The organism is Paenibacillus sp. 10L310 (assembly GCF_056395745.1).
The window spans coordinates 204930-226684 of record NZ_JBFTKC010000009.1; the positions used below are offsets into that span (position 1 = coordinate 204930).

Sequence of the window (21755 nt, forward strand, 5' to 3'; positions counted from 1 at the left end):
TAGTGACCCACATGGATGCAGAAAACCTCCATTACTTTGAAAAAGCACCAATCGCCAAAGCCGTAGCTCATTTTGCTGTCCCAATGATGCTAGGCACGTCAATGAGTGTTATTTACTCCATCTTGAATGCCTATTTCCTTGGCACACTGGGTAATACGGCAATGTTAACCGCACTCGCATTAACTTTACCTTTATTCGCGGTCATCATGGCCCTTGGTAATTTAATTGGTATAGGCAGCGGCACATTCATCTCCCGTTTGCTGGGAGAGAAAAAAGTAGATGATCTGAAGCATGTATCTTCATTTGCCTTTTACAGCAGTTTAGTTCTCGGAATTATTGTGATGGCCGTTGGGCTCCCGCTGATTGAACCAATCGTTCATGGGCTGGGGGCAACGCCAGAGTCCTTCGGATTTACGAAAGAGTATGTCACGATTATGCTTATGGGTTCACCCTTCGTCATCTTATTCTTCACCCTGGAGAATATCGTGCGCTCAGAAGGTTCAGCAATGACTTCTATGACCGGTATGATTCTCAGTGTTGTTATAAATATTATCCTTGATGCACTATTCATTTTTGTCTTCCATTGGGGCGTGATTGGCGTTGCATCTGCTACCGTCATCTCCAACTTGGTTGCGAGTGCATTTTACGCTTACCATATGAGTTATAAGAGTCAATTCTTAACCGTCTCCCTGAAATGGTTCAAGGTTACGAAGGACATCCTGAGCAATGTGTTCAAAATCGGTGTTCCCGTCTTTGTTATGAGTGTCTTCTTGGGTGCAATGTCGCTTATTCTTAACCTTTTTCTTGTCGAATATGGGGATCAGGCCGTTGCGGGGTATGGAATCTCATCACGTTTATTGCAATTTCCTGAGTTTATTCTGATGGGCTTGTGCGAGGGAGTTGTGCCGTTGATTGCCTTCTCATTCACAGCGAACAAATTACGCATGAAACAAACGATTGGATTCACGATCAAAGCTATTTTGGGCTTAGCCGTCCTGTTTGGTGTTATCGTTTATCTAATCTCTGACCACTTGATTGGTTTATTTACGACTGACCCGCAATTAATTGAAATGGGTAGCTACATTCTGCATGTAACCTTCTTATCCTTGTTTATTACAGGAATGACTTCTTTGTTTATGGGGATCTTCCAAGCAACAGCCCAAGGAACCGCCGCGTTTGTTATGTCCATAATTCAAGGGATTACACTAATTCCTATATTGTATATCGCTAATCAAATGAATGGCTTTCATGGAGTGATCTGGTCGCTCGTTATTGCGGATGCCGTGGCTTTCCTAGTTGGGGCCATTATGTTATATGTTTTGCGGACCAAATTGCAGCCTGATCTGGAACATTTGGCACAGTAGTTAACATATAACACGCAAAAAGGCAGGATAAGGGCGCTCCCTGACCCTGCTCTTTCATTTCGAAATGACAATTATCTATCTGGTGATACGAAGTGATCGTAAACCCTCTGTTATAAGGAAAAAGCGGTCAACATATGTTCTATTTCATCCATATACCCATCCACTGTAATGCTTCTCGGAGCAAACAGAAATCGTAGTGATTGTTTCCATTCCGAGCCTGCAATAGAGGTTGGTAACATCGAATGTTCTGTATTAGAGAAGATTTTCACATGAAGCAAGGAAGATGGCTGAATTCCTTTACGGTATGCTTGCTCTGTATCAACAATGTCCACATTCACATCATCTTCTCCAAGCAGAAGGAGTACAGGGGTTTTGAAATGATGTAAATCCGCAGTGGCATCTGAAGCAAAATTTTTCTTTATGAAGTTCCAGCGTTCTTTGGAAATCAGATCATGCTCTCGAGCAATCTTGGTGTACTCTTCATATGTGCCATGTTTCTGTAAAATCTCTTTAATCTGGTTTTCATAATCGACCTGATTTTGAATCTCCTCCGTGGAATGACCGTCTTTCGCCATTTGGCTACGTGTGTTGTATTCTCCCTGTTCCAACCAGTTTATCGCTGGTGATACCAAGATACTGAAGGCGAGATGTTCTTTCCCAGCAAGCTTAGGAATCACCCAGCCTGCTTGGCTGGCACCCCATACGCCTATTTTGGAATCATCAATGATGGATTGTTCTTTCGCCCATGCAATTGCTTGTTGTGCCTCCACAACACGATCATCCATGCTTTGATCTAGCCAGTTTCCCTCTGAACCCCCGATTCCCCGTTTATCTAGTGATAAGGATGCATACCCGATCGATGCCAGTCGCTCCCATAACGGTTTGTATCCCTCACCATGAGTAGAGTCTATCGGACCGTCACCGTGAATAAACAGCACTAGACCTAGCTTGCCTGAATGGTTTCTGGGTAACGTGAGCGTACCTGTCAACTTACCCTGTGAAGATTGAATTTCAATGGTTTGTTCCTCCATGTCAAAATCACTTTGATCGACTATGTACAGTCCTGCACCAACCATCAGTAAGATTGCCACAATAACTGAGATGTATCGTTTTTTCCAATTAAACATAACTATCTCCTTTGTAAATCATGTAATGCCATTGGTTTTCGCCTAAGAGCAGGCCGGTCAGAAAGCTGTTTGTGCTATACTGCTTGCGAAATTGATAGCGTTCATATAACTGTATCGCTTGATGATTCTGACTTGCCACATGCAAGCTAAGAGATGACATTGATTTGGATTGCAACATATATTTCTGTGCCCATTGAAGCAACTGCGTACCAATTCCCTTGCCTTGGTGCTGTGGATGTACAACCAGATCTTCCACATAACATTCGCCTAATGTAGGAGTATGCTTCAGCAGATGTAAACCAGTTATTAACTGAAGCAGTTTCCACATGCCAACTCTATTGCACTGGCTCCACCAATGAGGATTGGCACGAACGCTTGTTATTGCTACTCTGTTATCTGCTTCCTTCCATTTCAAGCACATGGTGCCAACAATCTCCTCATTTTCACGAGCAATGACTCGAAGAGTACTCTGTTCTATGGGCGGATGATTGAGCAACTGTTCAAATACATAAGCCAGATCAGTTATGGACAATGAAGTGATCTTTTGAAATTTGTGTCCAAAACCATAAGCCATGAGTTCAGCAACAGCTTGATGAAACTGGGGACAAACGGGTTCTATCTGAATGGAAGTTGTCACTGTGTGCCTCCCCCTACTCGATCATTTGTAACAATAGCTCATAATGAAGCTTTTCTGGTGTGAATAAAGATAAATAAGATTTTTCTACCATAATAAGTGGACCGTGATACGGATAGCCCTGGTGTTCTGCATAAGCATAAAATTCGTTGATATGTTCTTTGAGTTCAGCTTCAGTTTGTACATATACATGACGAGAAAGATATTTTCCTCTAGGCAAAACTAAATCGTTCGCTCCCTCCTTTTGTGTATAAATTCCTAGGGTGTCCGTCTCATCGTACGCATAAAGGATGTCGGCTTCAAATAAATCGGGAATATTTCCGTTGTGTTGGATCAGTCTCCTTGCATGCAAATATCCTTGCGCTTCCATATGGAACCACAGGGATAAGTGAACCTCCTCACGAGTAACAATAGAATAAGTTACTTGTTCTTCATCACGTGGAATATGATCTTTCTCCTGCAGCAACTTGCTGATAAGGTGCTTTGTTTGCTGAAGCTGAGTGATGGCTGCTTCCGTGTCTGCTAACGCTTGGCGAAATAATGATGTGATTTGAATGGTTGTCAGATTACTCAAACATTCCTTGATCATTTGAACAGACAGTCCCATTTTGCGAAGCAACAAAATATGAGATAGACGGTAAATTTCATCTACCCCATACATCCTGTATTGGTTTTCTGCTATATAAGCAGGGTGTAACACCCCTTTTTCTTCGAAGTATCGAATTTGATGTACAGAGACTTTCATCAGCTTTGCCAGATCACTAATCGTAATTTCATCACTCAACCAATTCACCACCTTTGCTGTTTTTCATATTACAAACATAAACCTTAGGTCTGACCTAAGGTCAAGTCTTTATTTTAGCCTCTCCTGATAACAAAAAACCACGGCACCAGATTCGGTACCGCAGTTTATTAATCAATCATCCTATTGGATTTGTTTCATGTAAGATTTGAATTCCTCGGCAATTTCTTTGTATTTCGTATGATGCAGGTAATGTGAACCTTCCATTGGGATCATTTTGCCCTGCGCGGATTGTTTGGCTTGTGCTTCATGTAACGGAATCCACTGCGGGTTTTTCTCGTTATTGGATTGAACAAAGAGAAGCACTGGCAGATCACTAGGATACGTGAGTTTTTCTCCATTTTTGAAATTGGAACCCAGATGTTTAAGCTCATTTACTAATGTCGGATTTGTCGAGACTTGATTCGAAATCAACTTCATCTGTTCTTTGGTATGTTCATCATAGTCAAGTGATGCATATGAATCACCACTCACTTTATTGAGTACTCTCATTAAGCCTGATTTTTGAAAGAATTTCATTAAGTTCAAAGGTAATTTAACATCCATGCCAGGTTGATTCGGAACACTGCTATCGATCCCGACAAAAGCAGAGACTTCATCCGGATACGTGTTCACATAAGTCGCCGCGTACAGTCCCGTGATGGAATGCCCCATCAGAATATAACGATCTATACCGAGCTGTTGTACAGCTTCATGAATCTCACTAACAATATTCTCGGTGGTTCTCTCCGTTTCGATTTGGTCACTTAACCCATAACCGAAAGGCTCAATCGCCACAACTTTGTAATCAGAAGTTAATTCATCGATTAACAATTTGAAATCAAGTACTGGTGACGGTGTTCCTTGTCCGGGAAGTAACACGATGGTTTGTTCGCCGCTACCTTGAATGGATACATTCATATTCTTCCCATCAACATTGACATATTGGCCGTACGATTCGATTTTCTTTTTCTCGGACCCATTACTTATCGTATGAACGACAAACGTGATGCCCATGAACAGCACCAGCGCGCCGACAATACCACCTATTATTTTCAACCATAAGTACCGTTTTTTACGGCCCTTAGTCCCCGTTGTTGTTACATCCACTGCTTCTGCCATTTCCATCTTCTCCTGTCCTTTATATCTGTAGAGCCGCTCTTGCGACATAGGTATAGTGTAACCATGGAAGATGTCCCCTTCGTGACGGGAATATGAACGGAGTATGAACTACAAAAAAAAGAGAACTGCTTGTTGAGAGCAGTTCTCCATAGGATAAGACAGTTTTAGTGGTCCAGGAACACAAGCTGAATGAAGAACAATACCGCAAAAATGTAGAAGATTGGATGAACATCTTTACCTTTTCCACGAAGCAGCTTGAGTACCGGATAAAAGATGAAACCTACGCCGATGCCTGTCGCAATACTATGCGTCAATGGAGTAAGGATGATAATCAGGAAGGCAGGAAATGCTTCTTCGAGATCATCCCATTTGATTTTGCTGATAACGTTAATCATAAAGTATCCAACAATAATCAGTGCCGGAGAAGTAATCGCCGGAATGCTTGATATTACACTTACGATCGGTGTGAAGAACAAAGTCAGCGCAAGCAGCACACTTACCGTTACAGCGGTCAGTCCCGTTCTTCCTCCGGCGGCTACCCCTGTGCTGGACTCGATATAAGCTGATGTTGGGCTTGTTCCGAGCAAAGCACCTGAGGTTGTTCCTACGGCATCTGCCAATAATGCGCCACGCGAGCGTGGAAATTTACCATCCTTAAGCAATCCTGCTTGTTCAGCAACGCCGAGCATCGTGCCCGTCGTATCAAACAGCGTGATCAGCAGGAATGTAAATATGATTGTATATAAACCATTCGAGAATACCCCTGCCAGATCCAGTTGCAAAGCCGTTGAAGTGAGGCCTTGTGGCATGGATACAATCGATTCCGGCATTTGGAATAGTCCCATGATCCAGGCAAGTATCGCTGTTACCACCATTCCGATGAAAAGGTAACCTTTCACATTATAAGCCATCAGCACAACGGTAATAATCAATCCGATAATGGTCAGATAAGCCATCGGCTCAGCCAAGTTCCCGATCGTAATCAAATTCGATTCTGAATCGGCAATAATCCCGGCATTTTGCAAACCTACCGTTGTAATAAACAATCCGATCCCTGCGGTTATGGCATGTTTTAAGCTAGCAGGAATTGCATCTAGCAACATGTAACGGAATGAAGTCAGTGATAAAATAATAAACAAAATCCCTGCTATAAATACGGCTCCCAGTGCAACCTGCCAAGATACGCCATATCCGGCAACTACGCTATAGGCAAAGAATGCATTCAGGCCCATACCCGGCGCGATGACGATTGGATAATTGGACCATATTCCCATAATCAGAGTTCCCACAATACTTGCCAGTACCGTTGCTATGAATACTCCGTTAAAGTCCATGCCTGTGCTACTGAGTATTCCTGGGTTTACGATAACTATGTATACCATTGTGAAAAATGTTGTAACCCCTGCGATAATTTCTGTGGGGATAGTCGTGCCTCGTTCTTTAAGTTTGAACCATTTGTCCATGGTAAAGCCAGCCTCCAACTTTCAAATTATACTCCAAAGCTAAAAACAAAAAATCCTAATCTTCATATAGGATTGTAATATTGTCGCTCCTATATTCGTTGTTAGGATTTAAAGATTCAACAGCTAAGCTCTAAACTAAACATAAAGATACTCATATCTGTTATCAACCTGAAGTCCATTTCGTATTCTAATTAAAATCACATGCAATGTCAATGAATTAACGATTTGTTCACAGTTATTTACGAACTATTCAGACATTATCTCTTGTGTTCATTCGTTTTTAGAATAGAGTATGTACGTATTGCTCAATGTCTGCAATGTATGAAGAAAGACTGCCAGCAAAGTTCACTGACAGTCTTTTGCTTAATTCGTAGTAGGTTTCTCTTCATATTCGCTGGATAATTCTTTAAGCGATTTGATTTTGCCATGGGGATGCTGTTCTTGCTTTCGTGACTTCCAGGCAGCTTCTTTTCTTTTCTTCTGGTCAGCCATACAAGATATCCTCCTCTGGAAACTGAGATGTTTACTACTTCTTTATGATGTCATTCCTGGACAACTTTATTCTGCATGCATAGGTAATAAGAGAATTAGGCAAGCATATAAGACAAATGAGATATCGGTTTTTAGAGCAGGAATGCAATAATATAGGCATGCCACAACTGGAGGTTAATATATGCAAAAAGTAATTTTAAATAATGGTGTTGAGATGCCTATTCTCGGCTTTGGTGTGTTTCAGATTGCAGATGCAAACGAATGTGAACAAAGTGTTATGGATGCCATATCGGCTGGGTATCGTCTCATTGATACAGCTGCCTCTTATCTAAACGAGGAAGCTGTGGGCAGAGCGATCAAACGTAGTGGTGTGGCCAGAGAAGAATTATTTGTCACAACAAAACTTTGGGTTCAGGATACGGGTTATGAACGTACCAAACATGCATTTGAAAAATCCTTGGAACGATTGCAATTGGACTATTTGGATTTATATTTAATTCATCAACCTTTTGGAGACGTACATGGTTCTTGGCGCGCAATGGAGGAGTTGTATCGTGAAGGAAAAGTACGTGCAATCGGAGTGAGTAACTTCCAACCGGATCGTCTGATGGATTTGATTCTGCAAAACGAAGTAACCCCTGCTGTAAACCAGGTCGAAACACATCCCTTCAACCAGCAGATCTTAACTGGACAATTCATGGAGGAAAATAATGTTCAGATCGAGTCTTGGGCACCATTTGCTGAAGGGAAAAATGACTTGTTCCAAAATGAGGTATTGGTATCTATAGGTGAAAAGTACAACAAATCGGTTGCTCAAGTGGTTTTGCGTTGGTTGACACAACGTGAAGTCGTTGTTATTCCAAAATCGGTGCGTAAAGAAAGAATTATTGAGAACTTCAATATTTTTGATTTTGAATTAAGCCAAGCAGATATTGAGTCGATTACTGCGCTAGATACCAAACAGAGCCTTTTCTTCTCCCATAATGATCCTGAAATGGTCAAATGGATTAGTACTCGCAAACTAGATATTTAATCCCATCTATCCGATAACAATCTAATCCTTCTCTTCACGGAGAGATAAAAAAATCCGATTCCGGCATCACGGAATCGGATTCTTCATTTATTGTAGCCTCAATAATATAGAGAATTCAGAAGTTAATTGGCAGGACCCAGATTAATCAAGCTGACCTCGGATAATGAGACGGTTGTGTTGCCATCTTGCTCACCATCAATGTTACCCAGATCAAATGAAATTCGAGTATTCGCATAGCTGTCTTCTGTTGCATCAAATGTATACGTGAACTCCTGTTCTTCTGGAGTCAAATCAACTCGTGCCCCAAAGAAACCATGCCATTCATAGTTGGCAGCTGCATCGACCCATCCAATCCCCAATCCCAATTTCCTGGACTTCTCCGCTTTGGCTTTAAACGTTAATTTATATTTAAAACCTTGCTGTATGCCAAATCCTTCATTGATGACTTGACGATCCCATGGATGCTGGCCTGCATGACCAATCTTGGCTTGAAGCTGTTGATTGCTAACTTGGATCTCAAGGTCCGCTGCATTACCGTCCGCATGGGTAAACCAACCTTCCTTACCTTTGGAGAAGTCTCCATTAGGAATAAGATTAACATGAGCAGGCTGCCCTCCTTGATCTGCATTCGGATTCACTTCATATAATTGGACGTTATTGATGTGAATCGAGTGTTCACCTGTAGAGAGCGGATATCCTAATCCAAATGCAAGCATAGCTGCCGAATCGGAGCTATCCCCCATAGTGAAGGTGTAAGTATATGACTTTTGATCTGCGGTTAATTCCACTTCTTCTTCAAAATACTTCACAAAATCGCCTGCATTCTGAGAAAGAACCGCTTGCATGGATTTAGGACTTGAAGCAGATGCCTCGAAGGTAAGTCGGTACGTTTTGTTTGCATCCAGTTTGATCTGACCTTGTTGCAACAAAGTGTCCCACCAATGTTCACTTGTACCAGGCAATTTAATCGTTAATCCTGTGCCCTCGTCATGTGAGGTTGTCAGATCATTAGGAATTAGCTCCCAATGATTCAGATCAGCTGTTAGCTCACTGTTCTGAATTTTGTTTTGTGAAATATCCACCCAACGTGTATTATAATCTGCCCCTTCAAAATTCACATAATAGGGTTTACCTGCTACCAAGTTGACCCCTGGAAAATACACCGTTTGATATGCTTGCCATCCACCCGTGTCTCCAAGACTCAGGTCTGATTGTGCAACGGTTGTACCTTGTTCATCCTGAATGCTGAACTGAACCTTGGAATCACTTTTTCCACTGGCCATTCGGGCAGACAGAACATATACTCCGTCGTGAGCTACATCGATTTTATATTGCAGCAGATCTCCCTGATCCATGTAACTGACATGTTTTCCTCCTTCTACGGAGTCCTCCAGTTGTAAGCCCTGCATCATCCAGGCTTCGGTTGCAGGAACATGTGCGTAGCCATTCACTGACAGAGGTTTGCCGCGTTTCGTCAGACGAACATTGTCCACATATACCTTACCTTCAGAACTGCCGAATAACAGTCTTAACTCGGATTGTGCGATTGGTGCTCCATCTCCAATGATGATTTCTCCAGTGAATGTTTTCATTTCTTGGTTCAAGGAGAGGTTTTGCCCTTGATGAACCTGTACCGTATGCCCATTACTGCTGACAACATCAATGTCGATGCTTCGCGGTGTGTCTGCCTTGGCATCTAAGGAGAAACCATACGTTGTATTCGCTTCCAACTTCAAATCCGGTTGGTTCACCGAAACTTGTTGTGGGTCATTATTCGTTTGAGTAACATCAACAACCAGTTGACGCTCCATAATTGGGAATTTCGAAAAGTTATTTACACTTATATTGGCTACCGCACTGTCCTGAATGCTGCTTGACCAGAATCCCAGACGCTCCTTGCCTTGATCGAATGTGCCATTGTAAATAAAGTTGCCATCAGGTAGCGCGTTTCGTTCGACAGTTAACGGATCAGCTTCACCCACCTCGATCAGCCTGACATTGGCAAACCAAACGGTTGTATCATCCAAGCCCAGATTAAATTCGAATCTGGCATTGTTATCCGTGCCATCCCGCATATTGAAGGTATAGTCATAGGATTGCCAATCTGTCGTGAGTGCAAAGGTGTTATCACCCGAATAATTGGTCCAGCTTTTTTCGAATTGATTCAGTTTGGACATGATTGTACGGTTAGCAGATGCTTTCGCATCAAATTGTATCTTGTACTTTTTGTTTTTCTTGATGTACATCGGCATCTGAGTGAGTTGAACCGAGTAGTTTTCAGTACCCGATGCATCAATGGTAACTTCTGCTGCTTTCCCTTTCTGCTCATCCGTTACAACTTTGACACTGCCAGCTCCATCAGCATTTGTGATGAATTTCCACTGAAGAGGCACTCCATTGTCTTCAGACCCTTCCGCAAAACGATCATTGTAGATTTGATTGCCATCGGCTTGTGGGTCACGCTGTTGCACAGGCTCGATGGGATTTGTTGTTACATCAGGCCATGTGTCTAGATTTTTGTAAGAATATACTCGCACAAAGTCAACATTCATCTTTTCGGAAGTGAAGTTGCTTTCAGGTGCCCCCGGCCAGTCTCCTCCAACTGCCAGATTCAGAATCAGATAGAATGGACGATCAAATGGTGCAGGGAACGTATAATACTCGGGTTGGCCGGCGGCCTTCGTTTGCCAGTTGGTCACTTCATGATGCAGCTTTCCATCCACATAGAAACGAATCATACCCGGTAACCATTCCACCTGGAAATCATGATAATCGTCAGCGAAAGTTTCTCCCTTTGGAAGAGTAAGACTTCCCTGATCATGTCCATGGGAGCCGTCAGGCTTCACACTGTCATAATGCAATGTGCTATATACCTTGTTATTACTCTCTTTGCCACCAATTAGCTCCATAATATCGATTTCTCCAGAGGCAGGCCATCCACCATAATGTGCTTCATCTGTTGGCATCATCCATATGGCAGGCCACATGCCTTTATCAATAGGAAGCTTCGCACGTACAACTACTTTACCGTAGGTCCAGTCGCCTTTTCCCATGGAGATCAGTTTGCCAGAGCTGTAATCCTTTCCGTTTTTCGGACCCTTTTTTGCTTCAATCTGCAACACGCTTCGATTCTGATCTTTTGTAATGCGAGTGTTATCGGGGCTGTAATATTGCATTTCATTGTTATAAACGAGTCCTGTATCCTGCACGGTCCATTTGGAAGAATCAATCGAAGGCCCGTTAAACTCATCATTCCAGACCAGCTCCCATTGATCATGCGGAATCGTTGTTGCTGGAACCGGTTTTTCGCCAGCCGGATTGCTTGGTGTCGATGGTGTGGACGGTGATTGCCCGTCTGGAGAAGATGGTGTGGGTGTACTTGTCACACTTGTTGAACCACCAGGCTGCGATGAAGCAGGTTGGTGGGCTTCACCCACCATGGATGTGCGCAATCCTTGTTTTACTTTCTCTCCGTTGATCACAACATCATCGGCATCTACACTCAATTTTTGGATCGTACCTTTGGTATCCATTCGAGTCTGACTCGCTTCTGCATGAATATTCATGGAATCAATCAGGCTGTTTGAAGAGATCTCCAGAATGGATTTCTGCTTTACATGCATCTCCTGAATGTTGCTTTCTTCCGTAATGGCAATTCTGACGGGTTCCCCACGTTTGTCAACGACTACTCGCTTCAGCTTGGAGTTGTTAATGTTGATGGAATGACTGCCTCCGCCTTTAATGATGACACTTCCTGTAACCGTTACGCCCTGAAGAACAACAGATCCCTCGCCTATGCCTTCTGCCAGCAGTAGATTTCCATTAACAACCATATTTTTCAACGTGATATCCGTTGATTTAATAATCAAGTTGCCATCTACCCGGGACTCATATGTTCCAGGAGTGCTTTTTACATCTGCAACCATCGCCGACAACATTGTTGCCGTTTCTGCTCGTGTAATCGGTGCTTTGGGATTTAATTTGCCTTGGAAACCTTTAAGAATATTTTCGTTCACCAGATAGGTAAGCGCTTTCTTTGAATAACTAGAAATATCATCTGCATCCTGAAATTTCAATTGTTCACTTTCTTCATTTGTAGCCGCTGAAAGTTGAAAAGCTCGATCTACCATAACCGCTGCATCTTGGCGTGTAATCGGTTGTTGTGGTGACAGATGTTCACGGTCTGTCCCTTCGATGATGCCAGAACCATTCGCTCGTACCATCACGTCATAGTACCAATCGTCTGAAGTCATATCCGCATATGAACCAGTCGCCGCATTACCGGTGAAACCAAAGGCCCGATCCAGAATCATGACGAATTCAGCTCGGCTAATGACCTGACTGGGCTTGAACGTACCGTCCGTATAACCTTTCAATAAATTCAAGTCTTGCAAACGTGTAACTGCAGATTGTGACCAATGCCCGGTCAGGTCTGTATAGGGAACAGAGAAGTGCAGGCTTTTCGCCTGCACATTTCCCACCTCCGCTTGACCCTGTACACTTTCTGCTCCAGCAGTTGCTGGATAAACGAGAGAAGCCATTAAACTCCATGCCACCATACATGCCAGTCCTTTTCTCATCCTTCTTCCTCCCTCAGCTCAGTTATCCTTGCATTTGCATAGCCTATTCCTTAACTGCTCCAATAACGATCCCCTTAACGAAGAAACGTTGTAAAAACGGGTACACCATCAGGATCGGAAGCGCGCCGATAAAGATCTGTGCTGCGCGTACGGTTCGCTGCGAGATATTCTCCAACATGGAAGGATCGACGTTGATTTTGCTGAGATCTTGCTGAACAATAATGGTCTGTAATAGAGAAGCAAGTGGATAATTTTTAATATCGGACATATAGATCATGCCGTCGAACCAGGAGTTCCACTGATACACCATCGTAAATAAGGACAAGGTTGCGATAGCTGGAAGTGAAAGCGGTACGTAGACCAGAATCAACGTTTTGATATGACCTGCTCCATCCAAATAAGCTGCTTCCTCAAGTTCTTTTGGCAGACCGCGGAAGAAGTTCATCATGAGAATAACGTTCCACACGGACAGTGCGCCAGGCAGAATAAGCGCCCAGATTGTATTCATCAAGCCAAGCTTCTGGATCAGAATGTAACTTGGAATCAAACCGCCGCTGAACAAAATGGTAAATACGAAAAACCACGTATATAAGGAGCGACCTTTAAAACTGATGTCTTCCTTCGACAACGGAAATGCGGTTAAGAGCATGATGACCATACCAATGATCGTTGCAATTACAGTCCGTTTAAGTGATACGATCAAGGAGTTGATGAAGTTTGAATTCCCGAATGTTTTCACATATGCGTCGGTTGTGAACCCGATGGGCCAGAAGGTAACCAGGTTTGATGATGCTGGCGCCATACTGCTGAATGAAACAGCCAATATATGAATAATTGGTAAAATGCAGAGTATTGATAATATCCCAAGAAAAGTATAGTTAGCGATGCTGAATATGCGGTATCCTTTTGTTTTATAATACAAGCCCTTTTCTCCTCTCTAGAAAACTCGATAATTAGCTAGTTTGTAAGCCATTCTGTAAGATATAACAATCAAAATGGTAGCAACCACAGATTTGAACAACCCTACTGCTGTGGCAAAACTCATCTTCCCGTTCAGAATCCCGAGTCGATATACAAAGGTGTCAATGATGTCGCCTTTGTCATACACAAGCGGATTGTACAAGTTGAACACCTGATCAAAACCGGCGTTCAGGATATTGCCGATAGAGAGTGTCATCAGTACGATTGTAATCGGCATTAATGCCGGAATCGTAATGTGCAGCGTCTGTTTAAATCGGTTGGCCCCATCCACCTCGGCAGCCTCGTAGAGCGCAGGATTAATTCCTGAGAGAGAAGCCAGAAATACGATCGTACCAAAACCAAATTCTTTCCACACATCACTGAGGATCAGCGTTATCCGGAACCATGTACCGTCTCCCAGGAAGAAGATCGGTTCTCCTCCAAAGGCTACGACAAGCTGGTTGACCATGCCGCCCTGAGGAGACAGGATATCGAGCAGAATACCACCGAGAATAACCCATGATAGGAAATGCGGTAGATACACAAGCGTTTGACTTACTCTCTTGAATGCCGTCAAGCGCACTTCATTGAGCAAAATGGCAAACAGGAATGGAGCGAATAGTCCTGCGATGATTTTGAAAAATGCAATGACCAGCGTATTCCAGATCACCTGACCTACGTCCGGATATAAGAATAAATATCGGAAATTGTCCCAACCCACCCATTTGGATTCAGAAAATCCCAAGTATGGTTTGAAATCCTGAAAAGCAATTACAATGCCGCCCATCGGTATGTACTGAAACACCAGTGCCAGCAATACAGCTGGAATGAGCATCATATGCAAGGTCCAGTTCCGTTGCATATTCCAGCGCTGTTTAACCCTGGTGGAGCGCCGTTTATGCGGCGTTTCTAACGTATGTTCCTTCACTCCTGCATCCCCCATGTTCTAAATTTTGTATTTTACAAGTCATCGTGAACTTGTATATTAAAATTATAGCAATGGAAATTTGTGATCTATATCCTAATATTGCAACAACGATATCAATATTTTAATAAGATTAAGGAGGTTGGACTTTGTTCACACGCTTGAATGTCTTTACCAAAATTACACTGTTGTTTGTGATGCTGCTTATTCTGGTGCTGTTTCTCTATACATACTCGAACCGGGAAAGCGTGCGTGTTATCGAACACGAGATTCAAAACAATACGATGAATCATCTCTCAACATTTGCTGATTCAGTAGAATCCAATATTTACCAACTGTCATTGTATGGGATGTCTATTGGGCAAGATTCGAGTATTCAGGAATATCAACGTCCCGACTACAAGGACATTCCCTATGAACGTGTGAAAGTTGGAAGCGCCATTCTGGAGAAAATGAATCTGTACAACGCAGCAAGCAAATGGCATTCGACCATCACACTATACTTCCCAAGGATGCAAAAAGTGATATCAACGGATTATTATGCTTACATTCCGTACATGGATGATGAATTTAAGGAGCCTCTCTCGCAATCCTGGACCTATGCCGACAATCAGTTTATCTGGTACACCACCGATCCAACGACAGCGATGGCGAGACCTGGCAAAGCCAGATTGATTACCAAAATCAGTTTTCCAGTTCATCACTTAACTGCACTTCTTAATCAAAACAAGTTAAATAATAAAGGTGACCCGTTCATGTTCCATCCCGATTATGGATTAATCAGCAATAGTTCTGGAAAGGAAACCTTGAACGCAATCCTGCCTTCCCTGAAAGAAGCAAAACTGCAGGCCAGCGGTGGATTCAGTACAACGTTGAACAAAACGGAATATTACGTCTCTTATATTCAATCCAAGAGCCTCGGCTGGTATTATGTTGACTATGTGCCTATGCAGCAAATTTTGAAACCGATTACGAGCAGCCGGAATCTCTTTTACGCTTCAATTGCTGTTCTGATCGTGATGAGCGTTGTTGTATTATATACACTCTACCGAAGTGTGCAGCTTCCACTTTTACAGTTGGTTAAGGGGACAAATCGCTTGTCCACCGGGGACTTTTCCGTTCGGCTTCATCATTCTGCACGCAATGAGTTCAGCTTGTTATTTGCACGTTTCAACATCATGGCTCAACGAATTCAAGAATTAATCGAGAATGTATATGAGGAGAAATTAAGAAGTCGGGAAGCCACGCTCAAACAGTTGCAATCGCAGATTAATCCGCATTTTCTATATAACTGTCTGTTCTATATCAAGAACATGGCCCGAATGAAAAATGAAAAGGCCGTAGTAGCCATGGCACTGAATCTGGGAGAGTATTACCGATACATAACCAGGTCCGAAAAGGATCAAGCCACGCTTCGTGAAGAGCTGACAATGGTCAAAAATTATTTGGAAATCCAGTCACTTCGTCTGGAACGAATGCATTTTACAATCGACGTGCCCCATGATATTTTAGATAAAACAGTTCCCAGACTAACCCTCCAGCCTATTATTGAGAACGCTATTATTCATGGTCTGGAGCCCAAATCGGTAGATGGTGAGATTAAAATCTATGCGGACTGCGAGGATGATGTGTACACAATTATCGTGGAGGACAGCGGGCTTGGCATGTCTGAGAAACAACTTGATCATCTGAGAGATAATCTTCTTAAACCGCTGGATGAGAATATGGGATGTGGTACATGGAATGTCCATCAGCGTTTATCTTTTCTGTACGGTGAAGGATCTGGACTATCTTATGATCATTCTTCAATGGGTGGGATTAAAGTTAACATCACGTGGCACGACAATACAGACAAGTAGGTGAACGACCCATGCTGCAAATATTATTAGTTGACGATGAACGTTCCGTCGTGGAAACGCTGGCAGAGACCATTCCGTGGGAAAGCTGCGGGATCGGTACAGTTCATGAAGCATTATCCGGTGCAGTAGCGCTGGAAATTATGGACAACCACGACATTGACATTGTAATTACGGATATACGTATGCCCGAAATGTCAGGCATTGCACTGATTACAGCGATTCATGAAAAGTGGCCTCATGTGCAGACGATTCTGTTATCAGGTCACGCCGACTTTGAATATGCGAAACAGGCCATTGCGCAGGAAAGCTTTGATTACTTACTGAAACCCGTTAGTGATGAAGATCTGATCGAATCCGTGCAACGTCTTGTTCATCGAATTAAAGAAAAGTGGGAAACCGCAGCATCTCATCAAAGAGCCTTACACGCCTTTCAGGATCATCTGCCATTGCTTCAATCCACGATGCTGCATGAGTTGCTGACTGGAAAAGTCTATGATCAGAAGACGCTGGCAGACAAGCTTGATCTGCTGGAGCTTCCCTACTCCGTAGGAGAAGATCTCGGCATGTTGATTATCCGTATGGAGAAACATCTATCCGATATGGCGCACGGCGACCTGGCCCTAATGGAATATGCGATATGTAATATCATAAGTGAAGTGATGCATAATCATTTTCATATCTGGCACACACGAGACGTTCATGATTACATTGTTGTTCTGGTAAGCATGAAACATTCCACAACGATGAGTTATAGCAGGAGTGAGACGCCTCAGACATTGCTTGAGCAGTATGCTGCCCAGATTCAAACCAATGTTCAGTTATACCTGAAAGGTGCAATCTCCATTTCCGTCTCCAGTTGGGGCAAGTTTCCCCATGAAATTGGAGAACTCTATGAGCGAACGGTTATGTCCATGCGTAAACGGATGGGTCAGGTGCAAGGTTTGTTTGTCACCGCTTCCGATGAAACGGATGCCAACCCTCTACATACGATCAGGTCGCTGTATCAGCCACCAACGTTGATTAGCCTGCTCGAAGCTGGTCGCTTTGAGGATGTGGAACAGAAAATCGAACACATTTTTGCGGAACTGCTGCATTCCAATGAACATCATGATATTGCCGAGTCAACCTTTGAGGTGTATTTTGCTATAGCGGGCGCGTTTGCGTACATCATTCATAAAAATGGCAAACAAATCTCTTCTTTGATTCCAGCAGAGTCCTATCGTTACTTTCAAGCTCCCAGCTATTCCACTGCACAGCAGCTACAGGACTGGTCCGTGCGTACACTTCATTACATACGAGATGATGCTGAACAAGAGCTTAGAGACAATCACAGCACCATTGTGCGCAGCGTCAAAAGTTTTGTCGACCTTCATCTGGCTGGTGATGTATCACTGCCTGCAATTGCTGACCATGTGCATCTGCATCCAGTGTACTTGTCCAAGGTATACAAGGCGGAGACAGGTGAAGCACTTACTGCCTATGTGTACCGGTTAAGAATGGAGAAAGCAGCCTATCATTTGCGAACATCAACTGCCAAAGTGTTTGAGATTGCAGAACTTGTCGGTTACAACAATACCGCATATTTCATTCGAGTTTTCAAGAAATTTTATGATCTTACACCGCAAGAATATCGGGAAAATCTGCCGGTTTAAGATACTCAGGCCAGACTTGACGTTCTAGTAATCTCTCCGGTTTCCCCTTCTCCATATCAAATACAAAAAGGCATTGCCGGAGATCTTCTCCTGCAATGCCTTTTTGGTGCTTATGTGGCCGGGATGAATCATTTCAGCCAGCCCTTTGTCATCCTATTTTCCGCTTTTCACGGAATCATACCACTCGTTAACTTCTTTCGTAATCTGATCTCCACCTGAAGACTTCCACTTCTCAACAAATGAGTCGAACGCGTCCACAGAGGTTTTGCCATACACAATTTGAGAGAAGGTGTCTTTCTCCATCTTTGTCAAAATGTCATTGTTCATCTGCATCGTCATTGAAGGTGCACCGGTAAACATTTGATTGAACACGATATCCTTTTGATCCAAAACAATCTTGGCTGCATCAAGCATAGGTACTGGTACACCTGATTTGATTTTTTTCTCAAATGGTGTAGTTGCTTCTTCACCGCTTGCCAGCTTGGCAAGTGTTGTCATACTTAGATTGGGAATACGCGCTCCATCAAAAGTCAACGTGTACTTCTCGGGAGCATAACCCCCCGTAAGACTTGCATCGGTTGATGGTTTCCCATCTACCATAACCCAATCGTATCCTTCCGCAAATCCATGCTCAAACTCATCGCCCTCTTTAGGATTTGCATAGTGATCAAAGAGATAGTTCTGATAGGTGAAAAAGGCTTCCGGATTTTTCATGTCTTTGTTAATTAGAACTACGCCATTTCCGTTTGACGTACCATGTCTGCCTGCTTGACCATTTGGACCAGAAGGAATTGGATACGCCTTGTATTCAGCCTCAGGATTGTTTTTCTTCACATCCTCCAGCGGCCAGGATGGCATCCAGTGAGGACCAACCACAATACCTGCTTTTCCGGCAGTAAATTCTTCAGCTGCTTTTGTCTCGTCATACACGCCGGCTTCTTCCGGGATATACCCTTTGCTCATCCAGCTCTGTAATTTGGCCAAAGCCTGTTTTGCACCAGGTGTAACGGAACCGTATTCAAGTTTTCCGTCTGCCGTCAGATTCCATTGGTTTGGCATTGTACCATAAGCGCCAAATACCCACCCAGCTTCAGACATCCATGTGTTCAGCCAGTTCTTGAAGCCAATGGTGAGTCCGTAAGTGTCCTGCTTCCCATTGCCATCCGGATCTTGATTCGTAAACGTTTCCATAATGACTTCAAGATCATCTATCGTTTTAGGTGCTTCCAGATTGAATTTCTTCATCCAGTCTTCACGGATCCACATGACAGGATCACCATTATAGGAATAGTCCAGAATCGGAATACCGATCTTTTTGCCATCTTGCATGTATGGATACCATACGGAAGGATCTTCGTTTACGGCTGCTTTCCATGTGTCGCTGGCATATTTGTCAAACAACTCGCCCGCATCGACAAATTTTCCGGACTCAATCAATTCTCGCACCAGATTGAATTCGCCGCGATACGAAATAATGTCCGGCATGTCCGCATTGGAAGCAAGCGATAGACGCAGTTTTGTCTCAAATGCATTATTGGTGGATGGAGATATCCACTGGTTTTTCAACTCAATTCCGAGTTTCTCCTTGGCCCATTTTGTATGGACGTTGTTATCCTGATCCTCGCCTGACTTAAACTTCACGTCTGGACCCCATGGTCTTAAATACGTAATGGATACTGGTGGATCATACTTCCCATTTTTGAGCTCCAACGTTGTCGCTGGTGTACTCGATTCTGTTTTCTTATCGCTCCCGTTACTACACCCACTCAAGGCTGCAGATAGGGCCAATACACCGATCATGACCAAACTGCCTACTCGTCTCTTTTTACTTGTGTCCAACTTCGTTCCCCCAGTCTATGTAATGTTGCTTACAGGTTAATCATAATGAATTTTTGATATTTATGCCCATACTAATATTGCAACATTTATTGCATTAATTTAGGATATTGGATATTGAATACATATATTGAATAAATACAATGCCAGAATATAGAAAAAAGCAGCCGCTAACGGCTGCTTCAGTCTGCTTAATTACTCGTATATTTGACCCAATCGTACTCTGCATAGAGCGGATTGGCCCCATTATAAGGACCGAGCCAGCTATCTACTCCTGTTCCATTCCACAGGTTCATCATGATTTTTCCCGGTGTTTTAGGAATATTGCTGGTTGCCGTATGTTTCAATACACCATCAACATACCATTTGATATGTCCCGGCTGCCAGTCAAATGCGTAAGTATGGAAGCCCTGGGATGCATCAAACCCTAGATTGATAATCTTCTCATGATTACCAACCCCATTGGTATAATAATTAAACTGAACTTTGGTTGTGTCTTTTCCTAAAAATTCGATATCAATCTCATCCCATTGGGTGCCATGTGCAGGACCTGTGTATGTGAAAAATGAGGAAACTACACCTGTGTTCTTGGCAGGTTTCATACTGACTTCATACAAGCCGTACCCATACGTATTCGTGGTACGATACTCTCCGCAATCAAACTTGTTCTGTGCAGAGCTGGTCAAACCAAGCTTAAGCTTGCCGTCACTTGTAAAATTAACATTGTTAGCCCTCCACGTACAGTTAAACATGTTCCCATTGGAATACCCATCCGCTTTTTGCCACGTACTTGCGTTAAAATAGGTTAGAGGTTCCCAGAACACATAACCCGCGAAAGCGCTTACCGAAAAAAACAAAGAGATGACACCAGTTACCGCCAAAGTATACCAAGACTTCCTCTTCATCATACACCTCCATGAATGATTCCAACATGTATAATCAGCGCAATAATAGATAGCGCTTACATGGTTGGTATTTCCATTTTATCCGGAAGCATGGTGGTAAACTATAGCAAACTTTAAAGCAGAGATATTCAATTTTTAAGATCTTCGTTCTTGTATCTAATCATGTTATGTTAAGACTATGCCAGTTTCATACACGTAAGATGGATTGAATGAAGCGCCTGCCCTTCAGCATAGAAGGAATCAGGCGCTCCATGAAAACCATTTTTACATATATCTCAACATGTTTGTTTCTTTATTCACCCTAAAAGGGTTCTATTTCGCACCAGCTCGTACCAAAATGTCTTCAATTTCTTTGAAGCCATTATTCTTCGCATGACTGAGTGGTGACACCCCATCACGGTCCGATATGTTTACGTCTGCTCCGTGGTCAATGAGTAATTGTATCGTCTCCTGCTGCCGAGCATTGCCATCGTTAAGAATGATCGCTTCGAGTAGTGCTGTCCATCCCAATTGATTCACATGGTCCACATCCATCGAAGTTTGAGTCAGTAGTTCTTGCACTACATCCACATATCCATGCTCCGAAGCTGGAATAAGTGCTGTCCCTCCATATCGATTCGTTATCGCTGGGTCCGCTCCCGCCTCGATTGTCAGCTTCAAAATATCCAAGTATCCTTCAGCACCAGCATACAGAAACGGGGTATTTTTCATATCGTCCTGTATATTCACATCTGCCCCCGCTTCAATTAACACTTTAGCCGATGTTAGATCATTATTGTAAGTTGCAATCATTGTAGCGGTTCGTCCACTCTGATCTTGAGCATTGATATTGGCACCTGCTTGAATCATTTGTTCGATGCGTTCAGTATCGCTGTCCTCTACTGCCTTGAACAGCTGTTCATCTGCTGAAGTCATGGCCTTTTCCTCCACGTTGGAGTCGTTTCTCATTTCAGGCACGCAACCTTGAACGATTAACATACTGCTTATCAGGACAACGATAATCAGCGTTTTACTCATACTGC

At 43.1% G+C, this 21755-nt stretch carries 16 protein-coding genes; 4 read left to right on the forward strand and 12 right to left on the reverse strand.

Features of this window, described 5'->3' with window-relative positions:
- The first annotated feature begins 11 nt into the window (after positions 1 to 11).
- The gene (locus AC1DE7_RS19790; RefSeq protein ID WP_036615611.1) at positions 12 to 1364 is read left to right on the forward strand and encodes an MATE family efflux transporter; all 1353 of its coding nucleotides are present in this window, start codon (positions 12 to 14) and stop codon (positions 1362 to 1364) included.
- Positions 1365 to 1474: 110 nt separating this feature from the next.
- Here the strand turns inward: AC1DE7_RS19790 and AC1DE7_RS19795 are convergent, their stop codons facing one another.
- From AC1DE7_RS19795 to AC1DE7_RS19820, 6 genes are all read right to left on the reverse strand, one after another.
- Positions 1475 to 2491 carry an alpha/beta hydrolase family protein gene (locus tag AC1DE7_RS19795; RefSeq protein WP_477535028.1) on the reverse strand — a complete coding sequence of 339 codons (1017 nt, stop codon included), beginning with the start codon at positions 2489 to 2491 and terminating at the stop codon, positions 1475 to 1477.
- Positions 2484 to 3128, reverse strand: a complete 645-nt coding sequence (locus AC1DE7_RS19800; protein ID WP_339287002.1) for a GNAT family N-acetyltransferase — start codon at positions 3126 to 3128, stop codon at positions 2484 to 2486. Before AC1DE7_RS19800 ends, AC1DE7_RS19795 begins: the two co-directional genes overlap by 8 nt.
- Positions 3129 to 3141: 13 nt before the next feature.
- Positions 3142 to 3909, reverse strand: coding sequence for a MerR family transcriptional regulator (locus tag AC1DE7_RS19805; RefSeq protein WP_477535029.1), 768 nt, complete (start codon positions 3907 to 3909; stop codon positions 3142 to 3144).
- A gap of 141 nt (positions 3910 to 4050) precedes the next feature.
- Positions 4051 to 5028 carry an alpha/beta hydrolase gene (locus AC1DE7_RS19810; protein WP_477535030.1) on the reverse strand — a complete coding sequence of 326 codons (978 nt, stop codon included), beginning with the start codon at positions 5026 to 5028 and terminating at the stop codon, positions 4051 to 4053.
- A gap of 164 nt (positions 5029 to 5192) precedes the next feature.
- Positions 5193 to 6491 carry an NCS2 family permease gene (locus AC1DE7_RS19815; RefSeq protein WP_221821210.1) on the reverse strand — a complete coding sequence of 433 codons (1299 nt, stop codon included), beginning with the start codon at positions 6489 to 6491 and terminating at the stop codon, positions 5193 to 5195.
- A gap of 363 nt (positions 6492 to 6854) precedes the next feature.
- On the reverse strand, positions 6855 to 6983 hold the full coding sequence (locus tag AC1DE7_RS19820; RefSeq protein WP_219845137.1) for a DUF6254 family protein: 129 nt from the start codon (positions 6981 to 6983) through the stop codon (positions 6855 to 6857).
- Positions 6984 to 7164: 181 nt separating this feature from the next.
- Here AC1DE7_RS19820 and AC1DE7_RS19825 point away from each other — a divergent pair, with 181 nt between their 5' ends.
- The gene (locus tag AC1DE7_RS19825) at positions 7165 to 8016 is read left to right on the forward strand and encodes an aldo/keto reductase (RefSeq protein ID WP_477535031.1); all 852 of its coding nucleotides are present in this window, start codon (positions 7165 to 7167) and stop codon (positions 8014 to 8016) included.
- Between the two features lie 122 nt (positions 8017 to 8138).
- Here AC1DE7_RS19825 and AC1DE7_RS19830 read toward each other — a convergent pair whose 3' ends face one another.
- Genes AC1DE7_RS19830 through AC1DE7_RS19840 form a run of 3 tightly spaced genes read right to left on the reverse strand, consistent with a single transcriptional unit; the run spans position 8139 to position 14484 of the window.
- Positions 8139 to 12596: a carbohydrate binding domain-containing protein gene (locus AC1DE7_RS19830; protein WP_477535032.1), complete on the reverse strand. Its 4458-nt coding sequence runs from the start codon at positions 12594 to 12596 to the stop codon at positions 8139 to 8141.
- Positions 12597 to 12639: 43 nt separating this feature from the next.
- Complete coding sequence (locus AC1DE7_RS19835) at positions 12640 to 13518, reverse strand: carbohydrate ABC transporter permease (RefSeq protein ID WP_017688354.1); 879 nt, start codon at positions 13516 to 13518, stop codon at positions 12640 to 12642.
- Positions 13519 to 13533: 15 nt separating this feature from the next.
- On the reverse strand, positions 13534 to 14484 hold the full coding sequence (locus AC1DE7_RS19840; RefSeq protein ID WP_017688355.1) for an ABC transporter permease: 951 nt from the start codon (positions 14482 to 14484) through the stop codon (positions 13534 to 13536).
- A 146-nt stretch (positions 14485 to 14630) separates the two neighbouring features.
- Between AC1DE7_RS19840 and AC1DE7_RS19845 the strand changes: the two genes are divergently transcribed.
- Positions 14631 to 16340, forward strand: coding sequence for a sensor histidine kinase (locus tag AC1DE7_RS19845; RefSeq protein WP_036671308.1), 1710 nt, complete (start codon positions 14631 to 14633; stop codon positions 16338 to 16340).
- An 11-nt stretch (positions 16341 to 16351) separates the two neighbouring features.
- On the forward strand, positions 16352 to 17992 hold the full coding sequence (locus AC1DE7_RS19850) for a response regulator (protein WP_036615627.1): 1641 nt from the start codon (positions 16352 to 16354) through the stop codon (positions 17990 to 17992).
- Between the two features lie 153 nt (positions 17993 to 18145).
- On the opposite strand, the gene AC1DE7_RS19855 is transcribed toward AC1DE7_RS19850, so the two are convergent.
- The 3 genes from AC1DE7_RS19855 to AC1DE7_RS19865 all read right to left on the reverse strand — a co-directional run bounded on the left by AC1DE7_RS19855 (position 18146) and on the right by AC1DE7_RS19865 (position 21750).
- Positions 18146 to 19792: an extracellular solute-binding protein gene (locus tag AC1DE7_RS19855; RefSeq protein ID WP_051447411.1), complete on the reverse strand. Its 1647-nt coding sequence runs from the start codon at positions 19790 to 19792 to the stop codon at positions 18146 to 18148.
- Between the two features lie 227 nt (positions 19793 to 20019).
- Positions 20020 to 20733: a beta-glucanase gene (gene bglS / locus AC1DE7_RS19860; RefSeq protein WP_036615630.1), complete on the reverse strand. Its 714-nt coding sequence runs from the start codon at positions 20731 to 20733 to the stop codon at positions 20020 to 20022.
- Positions 20734 to 21045: 312 nt separating this feature from the next.
- Positions 21046 to 21750, reverse strand: coding sequence for an ankyrin repeat domain-containing protein (locus tag AC1DE7_RS19865; protein ID WP_282321356.1), 705 nt, complete (start codon positions 21748 to 21750; stop codon positions 21046 to 21048).
- Between the last annotated feature and the right edge of the window lie 5 nt (positions 21751 to 21755).

Coding starts and splice junctions, on each gene's coding strand:
- AC1DE7_RS19855 (WP_051447411.1), bottom strand. CDS start 19,792: ATGATCGGTGTATTGGCCCTATCTGCAGCCTTGAGTGGGTGTAGTAAC.
- AC1DE7_RS19825 (WP_477535031.1), top strand. CDS start 7,165: ATGCAAAAAGTAATTTTAAATAATGGTGTTGAGATGCCTATTCTCGGC.
- AC1DE7_RS19790 (WP_036615611.1), top strand. CDS start 12: ATGGATGCAGAAAACCTCCATTACTTTGAAAAAGCACCAATCGCCAAA.
- AC1DE7_RS19830 (WP_477535032.1), bottom strand. CDS start 12,596: ATGAGAAAAGGACTGGCATGTATGGTGGCATGGAGTTTAATGGCTTCT.
- bglS (WP_036615630.1), bottom strand. CDS start 20,733: ATGAAGAGGAAGTCTTGGTATACTTTGGCGGTAACTGGTGTCATCTCT.
- AC1DE7_RS19850 (WP_036615627.1), top strand. CDS start 16,352: ATGCTGCAAATATTATTAGTTGACGATGAACGTTCCGTCGTGGAAACG.
- AC1DE7_RS19815 (WP_221821210.1), bottom strand. CDS start 6,491: ATGGACAAATGGTTCAAACTTAAAGAACGAGGCACGACTATCCCCACA.
- AC1DE7_RS19810 (WP_477535030.1), bottom strand. CDS start 5,028: ATGGCAGAAGCAGTGGATGTAACAACAACGGGGACTAAGGGCCGTAAA.
- AC1DE7_RS19865 (WP_282321356.1), bottom strand. CDS start 21,750: ATGAGTAAAACGCTGATTATCGTTGTCCTGATAAGCAGTATGTTAATC.
- AC1DE7_RS19795 (WP_477535028.1), bottom strand. CDS start 2,491: ATGTTTAATTGGAAAAAACGATACATCTCAGTTATTGTGGCAATCTTA.
- AC1DE7_RS19820 (WP_219845137.1), bottom strand. CDS start 6,983: ATGGCTGACCAGAAGAAAAGAAAAGAAGCTGCCTGGAAGTCACGAAAG.